A 14,959-nucleotide genomic window follows, 5' to 3' on the forward strand; every position below is an offset into this window, starting at 1 on the left:
CCCGATAGACGGAACAGCGCACACGACCGGAATCCGCGCCGGCGAGAGATGACTTCCTCCTCACCGGAAACGGACGGCATGCCCTGATCGCGGCGGTATCGACAGGAGGATTCCGGCCGGAGTCACGCTTGCGGTGGCACCGCCCCCAGGGGAATGACGTGCGGGCGACCGTGGGTGGGTTCGGTGATCACTTGGGCGGTGAGCCCGAATACGTCGTGCAGGATCTCCGGGCGCACAACATCTGCGGGCGGGCCCTGGGTCACGATGGCACCGGATTTCATCGCGACGAGGTGGTCGCTGTAGCGGGCGGCGAGGGAGATGTCGTGGAGCACCATGACGACGGTGCGGTGGTGTTCGCGGTTCATGCGCACGATCAGTTCCAGCAGTTCCACCTGATGTGCGAGGTCCAGGTAGGTTGTCGGCTCGTCCAGCAGCATGATGCCGGTTTCCTGGGCGAGGGTCATGGATATCCAGGCGCGCTGGCGTTGCCCGCCGGAGAGTTCTTCGAGCCGGGTGCCGGCCAGGTCGAGGATGCCGGTGCTGTCCAGAGCGTGCCGGAGTGTTTTCTCGTCGAGGACGGAGAACTGCTCGTACCACCGTTGCCGGGGATGGCGACCGCGGGAGACGAGGTCGGCGACTGTGAGACCGGGTGGGGCAGCGGGTGATTGGGGCAGGATGCTGATCCGGCGGGCGACCTGCCTGGTGGGTTGGCTGCCGATGGGTTTGCCGTCGAGCAGGACCCGGCCGGAACGAGGGGTGATGAGCCGGCCGAGGCCGCGCAGCAAGGTCGATTTTCCGCAGCCGTTGGGGCCGATGATCGAGGTCACCGATCCGGTCGGGACGTCGAACGTCATATCGGTGACGACGTCGGCGCCGCCGTAGCCGAGGGTGAGGTTCTCCGTCCGTAGTACGGACTCCGTGGCCGGACGACTCACGTAAGCCTCCTCTGGTTCCGCAGGACGAGATAGATCAGATAGGGCCCGCCCAATACCGCAGTGACCACTCCCACCGGCAGCGATACCGCCAGCGCGTTCGCGGCGACGGTATCGGCGACCAGGACGAATACCACGCCCACCAGTCCGGACAGGAACAGCGGTGGGACGGCCGCCCCAGTGAGCAGGCGCGCGATCTGCGGGCTCGCCAGGGCGACGAATACGAGCGGCCCGGCGACGACGACACCGGCGGAGGCCAGGAGTGTCGCGAGCATCAGCGCAGACAGCCGGAGGCCGCCGATCCGTACGCCGAGGCCGATCGCGATATCGTCGTCCATGGTGAGCAGTACCAGCCGCTGCGCCAGCAGCAGCGCACCGGCGAGCAACGCGAGTGCCAGCAGGCCCATCGGCTGCACCAGCAGCCAGTCCGTACCGTTGAGCGAACCGGACATCCAGGTCAGCGCCTGGGCCGCATTGGTGACATCGCCGAGCGTCAGCAGCCACGTCGTCAGGCTCACGGCCAGTCCGTTGATGCCGAGGCCGACGAGTACGAGGCGGTAGCTGTCGAGAGTCCCGGACCGGGCGAGCAGGTACACCACCACCCCGGCCAGCACGCCGCCGGTGAACGCGGCAGCCGGTAGTCCGATCTCCGCGGCGATACCGCTCAAACCCGCTGCCCCGCCACCGGCCAGCACCAGCACCGAGACGGCGCCGAGCGACGCACCGGCGGTGACACCGAGGATGTCGGGACTGGCAAGGGGGTTGCGGGCGACCGTCTGGGTGAGCGCTCCCGCCATTGCCAGGCAGCCGCCGGCGATGATCGCCCCGACGGTGCGGGGCGCCCGGAATTCCGTTACGGCGAGGTGGACCCGGGTATTCGAATCGTCGCCGAGCACCGCCCGGACGACCTCGTCGAGCGGTAACACGGACCCGCCGTTGGCCATATGGATCGCAGCGGCGACCAGGACGAGCAGGGCCAGCGAGACACCCACTGTCAGCGCGCGCGGTGCGATACGCAACGACACCGGCCCCCACCGGGCGACACGGGTGGGGGCGAGGAGGTGCGGGGCCGCGCCGCTCATACGGTCACCAGTCGCCGGCGGCGGGCGAGAAGTACGAAGAACGGCGCCCCGATCACCGCGAGCACCACCCCGACCGATAGCTCACCGGGGCGGGCGATGACCCGGCCCGCGGTATCGGCCAGCAGGACCAGGACGATCCCGAACGCGGCCGCCGCGGGTACCGAACGACGGTAGTCGGCGCCGACCAGGGCCCTCGCGATATGCGGCACCAACAGTCCGGCGAAGGCGATCGGCCCGGCCATGGTGACGGCGGAACCGGCGAGCAGGGTGATCGCGGCGATACCGGCGCACCGGGCGAGCGGTATCGAGGTGCCCAGCGACCGGGCCGTATCTTCGCCGAGCGCCAGCGTATTGAGCGCGCCGATGTTCAGCACGGCGAGCAGCAGTCCCGCGGCGACGAACGGCCACATCGCTTCGATCGTGTGCGGGCGCGCCGCCAGTGAACCGACCTGCCAGAAACGCAGGGTGTCCAGGGATTGGCTGTCCAGCAGCGCCAGTCCGGTGACCAGGCCACCGCACAGGGCGGCGACGGCCGCGCCGGCCAGCACCAGGGTGACCGGCGTCGCCCCGTGCCGGGCAGCGGTGCCGACCGCGAAGACCACCACACTCGCCGCCAGGGCACCGGCGAAGGCCAGGCCTGCTTCGGCATGGACGGGAAGGCCGCCGAGCAGGAAGGTCGCGGCGACGATCGCGAGCGCCGCACCCTGGTTGATACCGAGCAGGCCCGGTTCGGCGACAGCGTTGCGCGTATGCCCCTGGGTCAGGATTCCGGCGACACCCAGGCAGGCCCCGGCCGCGATTCCGATGAGCGTGCGGGGCCATCGGAGTTCGCGGATCGTCACGTCCATATCGGTTCCGGTGGGGGTGAAGATCGCATGCCACGCCTCGGCCGGATTCGAGGGACTGCTGCCGATGCAGACGCTCAGTAGGATGGCCGCCAGCACGGCGGCCATCGGTACGGCGATCATGACCAGCGGTGAACGTGCGGAGCGGAGTCTGTTTCCCGGCGTGCGCGCGGCGACGTTCGCAGAATCGAGCGGACCCGCGGTGGTGTCCTTCAGCACCGGTGCGCTCGCGAACGCGGTGTCGACATCTCGGTACTCCTTGCTAAGGTCAGCCCTACGTTGGGCAGCCTATCCTTATTCGGCTACCTCCTGCAGCCCGGCCCGGATGAAAGGTCACCTCATGAGAGGAACGTCCACTCGATCGATCGCGCGGCGATCACTGATTTCCCTCATGGCATGCGGCCTGGTGTTCGCCGGCGGTTGCAGTGGTTCCAGCGAGACGGACCCGGGCGCGCCGGCCGGGACCGGCTCCTCGATTTCGGTCGAACACGCCATGGGCGTCACCACCATCGACAGCCCGCCGGAAAGAGTCGTCGCATTGGACCCCAGCTACGCCGATGCGGCGCTACTGCTCGGCGTCCCCCTCGTCGGCTACGTCCAGTACCGCGCGGACCCGGGCAATCCGTTCCCGGAGTACCTGGGCGATATCGACGACAAGGTTGCCGATTCCGTCAATGTCGGTACGACGGCCGAGCCGAACCTGGAACAGATCCTGGAACTCGAACCCGACCTCATCATTTCGGCCAAGGTGCGGCACGAAGCGCTCTACGACCAGCTGACCAAGATCGCGCCCACCGTGTTCTCCGAGTCCACCGGACCGACCTGGAAACAGAACATCGTCCTGCTCGGCGAGGCGCTGGGCCGCAAGGACCGCGCCGAAGAGCTGATCACCTCCTACGAGGAACGCGCGGCCGCGGTCGGCGACCAGATCCGGGCCCGGAAACCCGAGGTCACGTACTCACTGGTTCGCTTCGCCGGTGAGGACACCGCGCGACTGTATTCGAGCAACTCGTTCATCGGCGAAATCATGACCGATATGGGTATTCCGCGTCCCGCCGGTGCTCCCGACACCACCGACAGCATTTTCACACCGTTGTCGATGGAACAGATCTTGAAGGCGGACGCGGGCATCGTCATGGTCTCCACCTACACCCCACCGGGCGGCGAAGGCGATTCCAGCCGGGATCAGCAGGCCTCCTTCGAAGCCAACCCGCTGTGGCAGCGTCTGTCGGGAGATGTTCTCCAGGTCGACGACGAGCCGTTCGTCCTCTCGGTGAGCATTCAGGGCGCACACGCCTCGATCACCGAACTCGCCGAGCACTTCGGAGTCGACCCGCGCAAGGATCTGATCCCGGAATAGACAACAGCTTCCGGCCTTCGAACGCAGGCAGGGCGGGTGACGACCGGACGGGCGTGGGATTCGATCACCGCGCTCGTCCGGTGCGATCGACCGCCCTGGACCGGACGATCTGCTCGCGGAGAATATCGGCGTGGCCGGCGTGACGCGCGAAATCCTGGCTCAGCAGCAAATAGATGAACCGCAGGCTGACCTCACCCAGGTCCGGGTGTGTTCGATGTCGTCGAGGTCGTAGCGGACGGCCATCATCCGGGAACGCTCACCGGCGCGTTCGAATTCGACGATCACATCGGCCGAGGTTTCCTCGTCGCCTACTTGTCGCCCGCGTCCAGGAACTGTTCGCCCGGATCCTCACCTTCCCCCTGCCCACCGTCGCCGCCGTCAACGGCCACGCATTCGGCGCCGGAGCCATGCCGGCCATCGCCCACGTTTACCGCGTCATGCGCGAGGACCGTGGCTATTACTGCTTGCCCGAAGTCGATATCAATATCCCCTTCACCCTCGGTATGGCCGCGCTCATCCAGGCCGAACTCAGCCCCCAGACCGCGGTGACCGCCATGACCACCGGCCACCGTTTCGGCGGCCCGGAGGCCCTGGCCGCCGGACTCGTCGACGCCACCGCCGCTGAAGCCGAGGTCCTCACCAGCGCCGTAGACCGGCTCACTCCCCTGCCCGGCAAGAACCCCGGAACGCTGGCCGCCATCAAATCCACCATGTACAGCGCTGCCGCTGCGGCGCTGCGCTGATAAATCGCAGATTCACCCCCGCCCGGGACGGAAATATCGCCACTACCTGCGGCGCAGGTCTTGACTGGCGGCCGATACGGAGGAGACTGGAGATACACCGGAACAACGAAGAATGTGACGGGTTCGACGAAGACGTTCGGAGAATCGCGGTGACATCCCTCGAAAGTCCGGCCAGGCCCCCGGCAAGCCAGTCGGAATCCGGAACAGTCAGCGACGACTGAGGTTCGGGAATCCGATGGAGACTACCGGGGACTGTTCTGTGTGGGGGGTTCCGATATCGGCGCCGCCTTCCGGCTGCGTACCAACATAATTGCGGGTATCGCGGCCAGGGCGAAGAGCACACCCGCCACCACGACGTCGACGTGCACGCCGGTCGCGGTCCGCGACCCGCGGCGGCGCCACGGTTGCACTACGCTCCGGCGTCAAACCCACCTCGGTGAATTCCGACAACTCGGCAGGGAAATCCGTGGCCGTGGCGTTGACCTGCTCGAACATCGCCTCGGTGGCCAGGCATACGACGAACTCACCGGTCTCGAGCACGTTGCGCAGCGAATCCTTCCGGCCCACCGAGGTGAACTGCACCATGGGCGGCGCCACGCACGAGACCGTGAAGAAGGAATGCGGGGCCAGATTGTCGGCACCCGCGGCGGAACGGGTCGATACCCATGCGATCGGCCGAGGGACGACGACACTCGTGAGGTCCTTGTAGAAGCCGCCGTGCCCCAACTCGCCGGGATCGATATCGGTTCGCATCGGCAACATCCTCCTGGCGCGGGCGTGATGGCGTTCGCATCGACCGGTCCGGTGCCGCGACGGCCGGAAACGCGTACTCGACGGTAGAGCACCACACCGAAGGCCGCCCCGGCGCAGGGCAGTGCCCCGGTCGGCTGCGGCAACGGCCGCGGTTCATCCGAAACGTGTGAAGACGCACCGCGGGCCGAACCGTAGCGTTCGGCCCGCCTGTCCACACCGGGCCGTGCCGTACTACACCGACGCGAGGAGTCACGATGGCCGCGACCTTGTCCGTCCATGGCGGCGGGACCGTTATCGCCCCGTCCGCAGGATCCTCGACACTGCCACCAACCCCACACCGATACCGGCCGTGGCGGCGACCGTAGCCACCAGTGAATGCGTCAGCATGGCGATTCCCGCGGCAAACAGCAGGCACATGGCCAGTGCCAGCAGCGCAGTCACCCATTCCATCCCGGCAATCCGGACGGTCCGGCCGTACCGGGGTGCCGGACGTTCGACATTCGGGACACTACGGCGATCCATGGGCACAACCCTCCGTGTCGTTCCGTTTCGTGAAAGGCACACGGTCATAACGACCCGATCGCCCGGTGAACCGCACGGAGCACACCGGGTGACAACGGTCACACATGCGCTCGGCCTGTTCCCGGCCACGCCACGACAGTTCTCCGGCAATCGGCGTGACGATCTCCCGGCCGCGGTGTCCTACCCATGAGCGGTGGAGGAGGTGAGATGACCACGATCGAATCGGCACCGGAGGCAGGTCCCGACGACGCCACCCTGGTGAGCCGGGCCCGCGAGGGCGACGTCCGCGCCTACGAGGTCTTGGTGGTGCGCTACCAGGCCCGGATGTTCCGCCTGGCGTCGAAGATGCTGGCCGATCGTGGCGAGGCCGAAGACGTGGTCCAGGAGGTTTTCCTCAAGGCATGGCGGCGCTTGAATCAGCTCACCGACGACGGCGCGTTCGTCGGCTGGATGTACCGGATGACGACCAATCGCTGCCTGAACGTGATCCGCACCCGGCGGCCACACGCCGAACTCGACCCCGAATCCACCGAATCGGCGCGTACGGATACCCAGCCCGAGCACGCGGTACAGGTGAGCACGCAACTCGCCGCCCTGAACGCGGCGCTACAGGAACTGACGCCCGAACAACGCGCGTGCTGGTTGCTGCGGGAACTGGACGGACTCGCCTACGACGAGATCGCGTCGATCATCGGAGTGAGCAGCACCGCAGTCCGTGGACGTATCGCGCGGGCACGCGCCCAACTGTCCGAGGTGATGACGCCATGGCGGTGAACGAAACAACCGAACGCAATCATCTCCTGCCGTGCGGGCGGGATCTGGAACAGGTGTGGCAGCACCTCGACGAGGGGGACGCCGACGCGCACGAAGCTACCTGCCCGCACTGCCGGGCCGCCCGGGAAAGCCTGCTGGCACTGCGGGCGGCGACCAGGGAGCTGATCGACGAACCCGAACAACCCCCACCGGACCTGCTCGGACGCATCATGTCGGCGGTACGCGCCGACGCGCGGCGGGGTCGGATGCTGGAGCTACCGACTCCGCACACCGGCGGGATCGAGGTGAGCGAGCAGGCGATAGCGGTGATCGTGCGGTATGCGGCCGATTCCGTGCCCGGGGTCCGGGCACGGAATTGCCGGGTACGGCAGGCCCGGGCCGAGTCCGGCAGCCCGGGGCCGGTGGATGTGGAGTTGACGATCGCCGTGCCGTTCGGTCCCGTCACGCTGAACGAGGTGTTACCGGATGTGCGCGCCCGCGTCGCCGCGGCGCTACCCGACCGTATCGGCACGACATTGCGCAGACTCGACATCCACGTGGGTGATCTCTACGAGCCGCCCCCCGCGGCCGGACCGGACGGATCGGAGGGGCCGAAATGACCGGCGGCAAGATCTCGATGGTCGTCGCGCCCCCGGTGATCGCCGCGATTGCCGCCCGCGCCGCCACCGGCACGCCGGGTGTCGCACGACTGGAGCCGGGAGTGCGCGGCCTACTGGCCGTACTCACTCGCGCGGGCAGGCAGCGATGGACCGATGCCGATCCCGCGCCCACCGAAGGGGTGCGCGTGCGGTTTACCGGCGCGGGCCTGATCGTGCACGTCGATATCGCCGTCCGGTCGAAGGGACCGGCCGCCGAGGTCGGCCGCGCGGTGCAGGAAGACGTGGCCCGCGAAGTGGACGAGCAGACCGGACAACCGGTGGACGCGGTCCACGTGCACATCCTCGATATCGAACCGGAGCTGTGATGGCCGACGAGCAGATCATCGACCGTATCCTCGGCGCGCTGGAGAGTGCGCCCGGCCTCCGGCCGGCCGCGCCCCTCATAGGCGATAAGGAGTCCTGGCCTTGGGACACCCGGAAATACGCCGTCGATCTCGGCGCGGAGGTGATCGAGATACGCCTCGTATCCGCAGCCCTGCCGCTGCCGCCACTGCTGAAACGGGCCGGGGAAGCCATCCGCGCGGTGCTGACCGGCACCCGATGGGAACCTGCCGAGCTACGGCTCGTGGTCACCGAACTCGATACGGCAGCGGTCGCCGGGGAAGGAGCCGATCAACTCGGCGCCGGAGCGTGACATCCGCCCGGTTCCGGTGTCGAACAAACGAAGCCCGTGAATTCCGAGGAGACCAGGAGGAAAAAGATGACCGCTCCGACCGATGAGAAGACCGGCAACAACACCGGTGGCCGCGGCGCCGACAAGGCGCCCGGAACAACGGCACGTAAACCCAACCCGCTGGTAACCGACCAGGGCACCACCACCATCGCCGATATCGTCGTGGAAAAGGTGGCCGGGCTGGCGGCGCGCGAGGTCCGCGGTGTGCACGATCTCGGCGGCGGCACCGCCCGGGCGCTCGGCGCGTTGCGGGAACGGATCCCCGGCGCCTCGGCCAGCACCGGTCAAGGCGTCTCGGTGGAAGTGGGCGAAACCCAGGCGGCAGTCGATCTGCAAATCGTGGTCGAGTACGGGGTGGCGATCGCCGAGGTCGCCCGGCTGGTGCGGCGCAATGTGATCACCGCGATCGAACAGATGACCGGACTCGAGGTCGTCGAGGTGAATATCAACGTCAACGACGTTTTCATCCCCGGTGACGACGACGAGCCCGACACCGAGACCGGCCGGGTGCAATGAGCCGGGCCGCCGCAGCGGAGAGGAGCACACGGTGAATGCCACATCGATAGGTCTGGCGGTCGGTCTCGCGCTCGGTTTCGCCGCCGCCTTCGGCGGTTTCGGTGCGTTCCTGATCGTGCTGGTGTTCGCGGCCGTCGGGCTGCTGGCCGGCCGGTGGCTCGACGGTGAACTCGACCTGGGCGCGGTGCTGCGATCGGGACAGCAGAACAGGAGCCGGCGGTGACCGCGGTGAGCACCGACCTCCCCGGGGTGACCACGGTCAGCAACCGGGCCGTCCGCCGGATCGCCGCGCAGGCCGCCCGGGAGGTCCCCGGAGTCGCCGGGACGGTGCAGGCCGACGCCGATATCTCCGGGGATCGGACCGCCCTCCAAATCCGGCTTCCGGTGCGCTATCCGGAGCCGGTGGGCCGGGTCACCGATATCTGCCGTGATCATCTGCTGCGGCGCACCCAGGAATTGACCGGGCTCGATGTCTCCCGGGTCGATATCGTGGTGACCGAACTGGCCGCCACGGCGGCACCGGCCGGGAGAGTGCAGTGATCCGTAGATCGCGGCGCACGCTACCCGCCGTCCTGGTCGCGCTGGTACTGATCGCCGTATGCGTCGCGGTCATCGTTTCGCTGGCGCAACGCTGGGCCGGTGCGCCCGAATATCTCTCCTACGACACTGTCGCGCGCGAGCTGCACGCGACCGGCTGGGGCGAGTGGCCGGTCTCGGTTGCCGCTGCCGTGCTGCTCGTCGCGGGCGCGGTGCTGCTGGTGACGGCGATACTGCCCGGCCGGCCCCGGGTGCTGCCGTTGCACGCCGATGACGGGATGGACACCGGGGTACCCACCGGTGAGCTTCGGGCACTGCTGCGCGGCGACGCGAAAACAGTGGACGGAGTGAACTCGGCGCGGATCACCCTCCGGCGCGGTGCGGTCCGAGCCGTCGTCGATACCGACCTCCACCGTGGGCATACGGAGATCGCGGACGAGGTCTGTACCGTCCTGAGCAACCGGGTCCAGGAACTCGGCCGGCCGGTAGGGCGTGTGCAGGTGCGAGTGAAAGGCCCCGAGAAGGTATCCGGCGGCCGGCGGGCCACCGCGCTCGCCACACCGGCCTCGTGAACAGCCCGTTGTCACCACAAGCGACCGAGCACGTGACACCGGAACCGTAGGACCGTGAGCGTCGACAACAGATCCTGAATGGGAGAGTCCGGATGACATATGCGAATCGCCCGGCGCGACTGAATCGCATACTGCTCGCGTTACTCGGGATCGCGCTGCTGGCCGCCGGCGCGTTCGCCTTCGCCGCCTACTCCGGATGGCCGGGCTGGGTGGACCCGGACACACCTCTGGTTCCGGGGACCGCGGCCCCACCGGACTGGGTGTTCTGGCTCGTGATCACGGGCGCCACGGTGCTGGGCCTGCTCTGCCTGCGCTGGCTGGTGGCGCAGCTGTTCCGGATGCCGAGACCGGTGCCGTGGCGGATGGAAGCCGACGGGTCTGCCGGACGGACGGTGTTGTCGTCACGTACTGCGGCAACCGCGGTGGCCGCCGATATCGAGTCCTACAGTGAGGTACACACAGCGCACGCGTGGCTGGCGGGCCCCCGCACGTCCCCCGAGCTCCATCTGGCGGTCACCGCCGAGCCCGGCGCCGATATCGCTCGGCTGCGCGGCCGGATCCACGATGAAGCAGTAGCACGACTGCGCCGAGCCCTCGAGGTGGGCGAACTGCCGATACGGCTGGAATTGGGTTTCGCCGACGCCGGGCAGCGCGCCCCGTTGCGGTGACCGTCGCGGCGAACCCGTCGGCCGCGCAAGGCAATACCGGTGTCGTCCTTGCTAGTTTGTCTGTGCAATGAAACCGGACCGCCGCGGCGGACCGATTCCCCACAGGGCAGAAGTTGAGGTCGATGCCGGAAACGAAATATTCGACCGACCGCCATCTGGTCGGACGTGCCATTGCCGACATCACCGGTGAACCGGCCGAAGCCGGCATGCTCGGCTACGGCAAGGCAGATCAGAAAACCACCGGGATACACTTGCGGCTACGCGCCCGCGCTTTCGTCTTCGTGGATCCGATCGTCGAACAGCGGGTGCTGCTGGTCGTGGCCGAGCTGCCGCTGATCTTCTCCAGCATCACCCAGGAGGTGCTGCGCCGCCTGGCACAGCGATTCGGCGACACCTACACCGAGTCCAACGTGATGATCACCGCGACCCACACCCACTGCGGCCCCGGTGGCTATTCGCATCACCGGCTGTACAACCGCCCGGACGGGTTCCGGCCCCGGACCTTCGCGGCGATCGTCGACGGTATCGTCCAAGCGGTCGAGCGGGCGCACGACGATATCGCCCCGGCCACCCTGCGCCTGATCCACAGCGAGTTGCACGAGGCCAGCGTCAATCGCTCGCGGGCGGCGTTCGACCTGAATCCGGACGAGGACAAGGATTTCTTCCCGGAAGCCGTCGACCCCCAGACGACCCTGCTGCGCGTAGACCGCGACGGTGAACCGGTGGGCGCGGTCAACTGGTTCGCCACCCACGGCACGTCGATGACCAACCGGAACACGTTGATCAGCGGCGACAACAAGGGATACGCGGCGTACCACTGGGAGCGCGTGGTCGAGGGCGTGAACTACCTGGTCGATCCGGATCCCGATTTCGTCGCGGCCTTCGCGCAGACCAACAGCGGCGATATGTCACCCAACCTGGACGGCACACCCGGGCACGGACCCACCGGCGACGAACGCGAGAACACCCGGCTCCTCGGCCTGCGCCAATACGAGGCCGCGGCGAAGCTCGCCGCGGGTTATATGCCGCGGATGGCCGGCGGTATCGATTACCGCTTCCTGCATGTCGATCTGTCCGCGGTGACGGTGTCCGAGGAGTTCACCGGCGACGGTTGCGAGCACCGCACCGGCCGACCGGCCGGGGGCGCGGCCGCCTTCGCCGGTGCGGAATACGACGGGCCGACGCAGTGGAAAACATTCCGCGAAGGCCGCAATCCGGGCTGGGATTTCCTGTCGCGGATGACGTACCTGTTCGCCCCCGGCCTGCGGGAGGTGCAGGCGCCCAAGTCGATTGTCGCGCCGGGCGGATTGCTCAACCGGTCCACACCGTACGTCCAGGAGATCGTCCCGGTACAACTGTTCCGTATCGCGGAGCTGTATCTGCTCGGCATTCCGGGTGAAGTGACGATCGCCGCGGGGCTGCGGTTACGGCGCACGGTAGCGGCCGTCCTCGGCGTAGAACTGGCCAATGTACTGATCGCCGGATACAGCAACGCCTATTTCCACTACGTCACGACCCCCGAGGAGTACACCGCACAGCGTTACGAGGGTGCGAGCACCCTGTTCGGCCGGTGGCAGTTACCGGCCCTGCAGCAGATCGCGGCGCAGCTCGCGACCGCCTTGCACGACGAGAGCACCCTGCCCGCCACACCCGCGGCCCCCGACCTGTCGGAGCTGTGGCAATCCGCGAAAACCGATCCGCCACCGGATTTCCCGCCGGTGGGACAGAACTTCGGCGATGTACTCACGGAGCCGGAGCCGGAGTACCGAACCGGGGAACGGGTGAGCGTCGAATTCGCCGGCGCACACCCCAACCACGACCTGCACCGCGGCAGTACCTATCTCATGGTGCAGCGCTTCGACGGTGCGCGGTGGCGCACGATCGCCGACGACGGCGACTGGGAAACCACCTTCGAATGGACCGCGGGACCGGCCCAGAGTTCCCGCATCACCATCGGCTGGCATATCCCCGGCGACGCGGAGTCCGGCAGCTACCGGATCCGGTATTTCGGTGACGCCGTGAAGCCGGGCGGCGACCCGGCCCCCATCAGCGGAACCTCACCCGAGTTCCGGGTCCACGACGAGGATCACGGCGCCTGACCGTCCTGCCACAGCGTGAGTACGAGCTTGCCTCGGACCCCGCCCGGATTCGCTCAGGCGACGATTCTCCCGTACCTCGTCCAGGGGCAAGGCACGGTCGGCATAGACGCGCACCAGCCCGCCCGGAGTTTGCAGTCGACCGGATTCACCGTGGTGGCACCCAGCCGCAGAAGGACCTCCCCCGCCCGGGGGCCGGCACGGGAGCCTGCCCGGCGTGCAGCACCTTTGAGCAGTATCCGGACCGGACCGGACCGGGCCGGACGGAAACCGGGAAAGTGCACCGCAAGCAATCAGGCCCCGCCACCGCTCTAGCCGGGCTCCGGCCCACACCGCCGGGCGATATCTGTTCGAATGGACCGGTGATGCCTCGTGAACCGAAAGGAACTATGACTTCGACGAAATGGCGGGTCGCCGGATCGGCCGGCGCCGCGATGGCAGCCCTGGCGGCGACGATGATCCCGGCGGCGACCGGCACAGCCGCGCCGGTGCTGTGCACCGCGGAAACACTGGACCTGAGCACCCGCGAGCGGCCGTCCGACTCCCCGGGCCAGGCCCGGATGGAGGTCGTGCTGTCCAATACCTCCGCGCAGGCCTGCGCGGTACAGGGATTCCCGGGGGCCGATCTGGTGGGCCCGGAGGACCCCACCTTCGGCCCGGTATACGAACTACCCCGCCAGGATGTGGATTTCGCACCGGTGGTGGTGGAGCCGGGTTCCGCAGTGAGCAGTGTGCTCACCTACTTGCCGGACGGCCCGGACGGCTGGATCCCGGCCACACTCGTCATCACCCCGCCGGACACCACCACCCCGATCGAAACACCGTGGCCGGCAGGTGTGAGCGTGCAGCGTCAGGACGGCGCCACCCACCCGGGCACCTACATCGGCCCGCTCCAACCCGCAAGCTGAATCCCGCTCGGACCACCACGGCGACACGATCGCTGCGGTGGTTCCTTGCTTCTCCGCCGATCACGGTTACGGACGTACCCTGACAGACCCCGGGCCGGGGGGACACTCACCCGATCGCCACGACCGGCCGCTCCGGGAACAGAACCACTCGCCCGATCCGCTCGATGGTTTCGAATACCCCTGGGCGGTGGCACAGGTACTGCGTACGGGAGATATCGCTGGCGAAGGTGAGCACGGCTTCGAGCCGGATCTTCGCCTCGGCCGCGCCGACAGTGGGATTCTGGACGCAGATCAGTTCGATCCACTCGCCCACGAAATCCCGGTGGCTCTGCTGGAGCCGGTCGCGGCTCGATGCCTCGAGATGCCGGGTCTCGGTGCCGAGGATCGCCGCGTAGTCGCTGTAATGGGCAATGAATGCCACATAGGTTTCGAGTGCCTTGGCACCACGCACAGATTCGGCGGTTCCGTCCAGCGCCCGGTAGAGGTCGCGCCACAACCATTCGGTGCCACGTTCCAGCGCGGCGGCCAGTAACTCCTGCTTGGAACCGAAATGGTAGTAGACGGTGGGCCCGGTGATACCGGCCCGCGAACCGATCTCCTCCATGCTGACCGAGAGGTACCCGCGTTCGGCGAAGAGCGCGGCGGCAGCGGCGAGCAGCCGTTCCCGGCGAGTGACCGGCAGATATCCGGCGGATCGGCCGGTCGGTGCACCGGCGGCCACCGGTTCGGCGTTCAGTATGGCGGCGGCGATATCGCACAGAACCTGCTCGAATTCGCTCCGCGACAAATCCCGGCTGCGATGAGAGGTCGCGCACAGCGCCGAACAGGTGCTCTCGGCCAGGAGCAGGGCGTCGGGCTCGGACAGTTCCGGCCGCTGTGCGCGGATCAGGGCAGTGAACTGGTCGAGTGTTGATCGGATCTCCGACCGCAGCACCGCGTAGGAGTCGGCGGGCAGACTGCGCGCTTCCTGCCGCCACAACGTCCCCAATCTGCTCACCTGGGCGGCGACGCCGGCGACCTGTTGCGCGAGTTCATCCGGGCCGATGCGTGGCGATGCGGTCAGCACCGAGGCAAAGATCTGCCGGAACGGTGTCATCTCGCTGACGACGGCCGCGATGAGCAGTTCGGGTTTCCCCGCGAAATGCCGGTACAGCGCGGACGGGCTGACATTGACCGCCTTCGCGACCTCCCCCATCGAGACCTGCTCGTATCCGTACCGGTGGAACAGATCGACCGCCGCCGCGATGATGAGATCCCGGCGGTTGCGGGGCCGGGTCCCGCGGGGCGGGGCATCGGGTACCGATCCAGTGGTCATCCGT

The 14,959-nt window shown here is 67.8% G+C and carries 19 protein-coding genes and 1 pseudogene; 13 read left to right on the forward strand and 7 right to left on the reverse strand.

Annotated elements, in window-relative coordinates; genetic code table 11:
- Window positions 1–122 precede the first annotated feature (122 nt).
- The 3 genes from NFL01S_RS17290 to NFL01S_RS17300 are packed head-to-tail and all read right to left on the reverse strand — an operon-like array spanning window position 123 to window position 2,982.
- Entirely contained in the window at window positions 123–935 is an 813-nt protein-coding gene (locus NFL01S_RS17290; protein ID WP_062976467.1) for an ABC transporter ATP-binding protein, read from the reverse strand.
- The gene (locus NFL01S_RS17295; RefSeq protein ID WP_062976469.1) at window positions 932–2,014 is read right to left on the reverse strand and encodes a FecCD family ABC transporter permease; all 1,083 of its coding nucleotides are present in this window, start codon (window positions 2,012–2,014) and stop codon (window positions 932–934) included. Before NFL01S_RS17295 ends, NFL01S_RS17290 begins: the two co-directional genes overlap by 4 nt.
- Complete coding sequence (locus NFL01S_RS17300) at window positions 2,011–2,982, reverse strand: FecCD family ABC transporter permease (protein ID WP_062976683.1); 972 nt, start codon at window positions 2,980–2,982, stop codon at window positions 2,011–2,013. Before NFL01S_RS17300 ends, NFL01S_RS17295 begins: the two co-directional genes overlap by 4 nt.
- A gap of 217 nt (window positions 2,983–3,199) precedes the next feature.
- Between NFL01S_RS17300 and NFL01S_RS17305 the strand changes: the two genes are divergently transcribed.
- Window positions 3,200–4,219: an ABC transporter substrate-binding protein gene (locus NFL01S_RS17305; RefSeq protein WP_062976471.1), complete on the forward strand. Its 1,020-nt coding sequence runs from the start codon at window positions 3,200–3,202 to the stop codon at window positions 4,217–4,219.
- Window positions 4,220–4,283: 64 nt separating this feature from the next.
- Here NFL01S_RS17305 and NFL01S_RS36990 read toward each other — a convergent pair whose 3' ends face one another.
- Window positions 4,284–4,388 carry a mycothiol transferase gene (locus NFL01S_RS36990; protein ID WP_245670738.1) on the reverse strand — a complete coding sequence of 35 codons (105 nt, stop codon included), beginning with the start codon at window positions 4,386–4,388 and terminating at the stop codon, window positions 4,284–4,286.
- Between the two features lie 145 nt (window positions 4,389–4,533).
- Here NFL01S_RS36990 and NFL01S_RS17310 point away from each other — a divergent pair.
- Window positions 4,534–4,962: pseudogene (locus tag NFL01S_RS17310) on the forward strand (enoyl-CoA hydratase/isomerase family protein); the annotation flags it as partial.
- A 207-nt stretch (window positions 4,963–5,169) separates the two neighbouring features.
- On the opposite strand, the gene NFL01S_RS17315 reads toward NFL01S_RS17310, so the two are convergent.
- Together NFL01S_RS17315 and NFL01S_RS17320 are read right to left on the reverse strand one after the other, a co-directional pair.
- Window positions 5,170–5,715 (reverse strand): flavin reductase family protein, encoded by a 546-nt coding sequence (locus NFL01S_RS17315; RefSeq protein ID WP_245670739.1) that lies wholly within the window; start codon window positions 5,713–5,715, stop codon window positions 5,170–5,172.
- Window positions 5,716–6,006: 291 nt separating this feature from the next.
- Complete coding sequence (locus NFL01S_RS17320) at window positions 6,007–6,237, reverse strand: hypothetical protein (RefSeq protein ID WP_062976475.1); 231 nt, start codon at window positions 6,235–6,237, stop codon at window positions 6,007–6,009.
- A 207-nt stretch (window positions 6,238–6,444) separates the two neighbouring features.
- Between NFL01S_RS17320 and NFL01S_RS17325 the strand changes: the two genes are divergently transcribed.
- The 11 genes from NFL01S_RS17325 (at window position 6,445) to NFL01S_RS17375 (ending at window position 13,640) form a co-directional block, all read left to right on the forward strand.
- Window positions 6,445–7,011: an RNA polymerase sigma factor gene (locus NFL01S_RS17325; RefSeq protein WP_062976685.1), complete on the forward strand. Its 567-nt coding sequence runs from the start codon at window positions 6,445–6,447 to the stop codon at window positions 7,009–7,011.
- On the forward strand, window positions 7,002–7,610 hold the full coding sequence (locus NFL01S_RS17330; RefSeq protein WP_062976478.1) for an Asp23/Gls24 family envelope stress response protein: 609 nt from the start codon (window positions 7,002–7,004) through the stop codon (window positions 7,608–7,610). Before NFL01S_RS17325 ends, NFL01S_RS17330 begins: the two co-directional genes overlap by 10 nt.
- On the forward strand, window positions 7,607–7,975 hold the full coding sequence (locus NFL01S_RS17335; RefSeq protein WP_062976479.1) for an Asp23/Gls24 family envelope stress response protein: 369 nt from the start codon (window positions 7,607–7,609) through the stop codon (window positions 7,973–7,975). The genes NFL01S_RS17330 and NFL01S_RS17335 overlap by 4 nt, the downstream gene beginning before the upstream one ends.
- Window positions 7,975–8,304: a hypothetical protein gene (locus tag NFL01S_RS17340; protein ID WP_062976481.1), complete on the forward strand. Its 330-nt coding sequence runs from the start codon at window positions 7,975–7,977 to the stop codon at window positions 8,302–8,304. Before NFL01S_RS17335 ends, NFL01S_RS17340 begins: the two co-directional genes overlap by 1 nt.
- Window positions 8,305–8,370: 66 nt before the next feature.
- The gene (locus tag NFL01S_RS17345) at window positions 8,371–8,859 is read left to right on the forward strand and encodes an Asp23/Gls24 family envelope stress response protein (RefSeq protein ID WP_062976483.1); all 489 of its coding nucleotides are present in this window, start codon (window positions 8,371–8,373) and stop codon (window positions 8,857–8,859) included.
- 31 nt (window positions 8,860–8,890) lie between these two features.
- On the forward strand, window positions 8,891–9,082 hold the full coding sequence (locus NFL01S_RS17350; RefSeq protein WP_062976488.1) for a hypothetical protein: 192 nt from the start codon (window positions 8,891–8,893) through the stop codon (window positions 9,080–9,082).
- Complete coding sequence (locus NFL01S_RS17355; protein WP_062976490.1) at window positions 9,079–9,399, forward strand: Asp23/Gls24 family envelope stress response protein; 321 nt, start codon at window positions 9,079–9,081, stop codon at window positions 9,397–9,399. Before NFL01S_RS17350 ends, NFL01S_RS17355 begins: the two co-directional genes overlap by 4 nt.
- Window positions 9,396–9,968, forward strand: a complete 573-nt coding sequence (locus NFL01S_RS17360) for a DUF6286 domain-containing protein (RefSeq protein ID WP_062976492.1) — start codon at window positions 9,396–9,398, stop codon at window positions 9,966–9,968. Before NFL01S_RS17355 ends, NFL01S_RS17360 begins: the two co-directional genes overlap by 4 nt.
- Before the next feature lie 92 nt (window positions 9,969–10,060).
- Window positions 10,061–10,636 (forward strand): Asp23/Gls24 family envelope stress response protein, encoded by a 576-nt coding sequence (locus NFL01S_RS17365; RefSeq protein WP_062976494.1) that lies wholly within the window; start codon window positions 10,061–10,063, stop codon window positions 10,634–10,636.
- 122 nt (window positions 10,637–10,758) lie between these two features.
- Window positions 10,759–12,735, forward strand: a complete 1,977-nt coding sequence (locus NFL01S_RS17370; protein ID WP_062976496.1) for a neutral/alkaline ceramidase — start codon at window positions 10,759–10,761, stop codon at window positions 12,733–12,735.
- Between the two features lie 386 nt (window positions 12,736–13,121).
- Window positions 13,122–13,640 (forward strand): DUF4232 domain-containing protein, encoded by a 519-nt coding sequence (locus NFL01S_RS17375; RefSeq protein WP_062976498.1) that lies wholly within the window; start codon window positions 13,122–13,124, stop codon window positions 13,638–13,640.
- Between the two features lie 106 nt (window positions 13,641–13,746).
- Here the strand turns inward: NFL01S_RS17375 and NFL01S_RS17380 are convergent, their stop codons facing one another.
- Entirely contained in the window at window positions 13,747–14,955 is a 1,209-nt protein-coding gene (locus tag NFL01S_RS17380) for a TetR/AcrR family transcriptional regulator (RefSeq protein WP_062976500.1), read from the reverse strand.
- Window positions 14,956–14,959: the final 4 nt, after the last annotated feature.

Source organism: Nocardia flavorosea NBRC 108225, assembly GCF_001613385.1.
In the GTDB taxonomy this organism is placed as follows: Bacteria; Actinomycetota; Actinomycetes; order Mycobacteriales; family Mycobacteriaceae; genus Nocardia; species Nocardia flavorosea.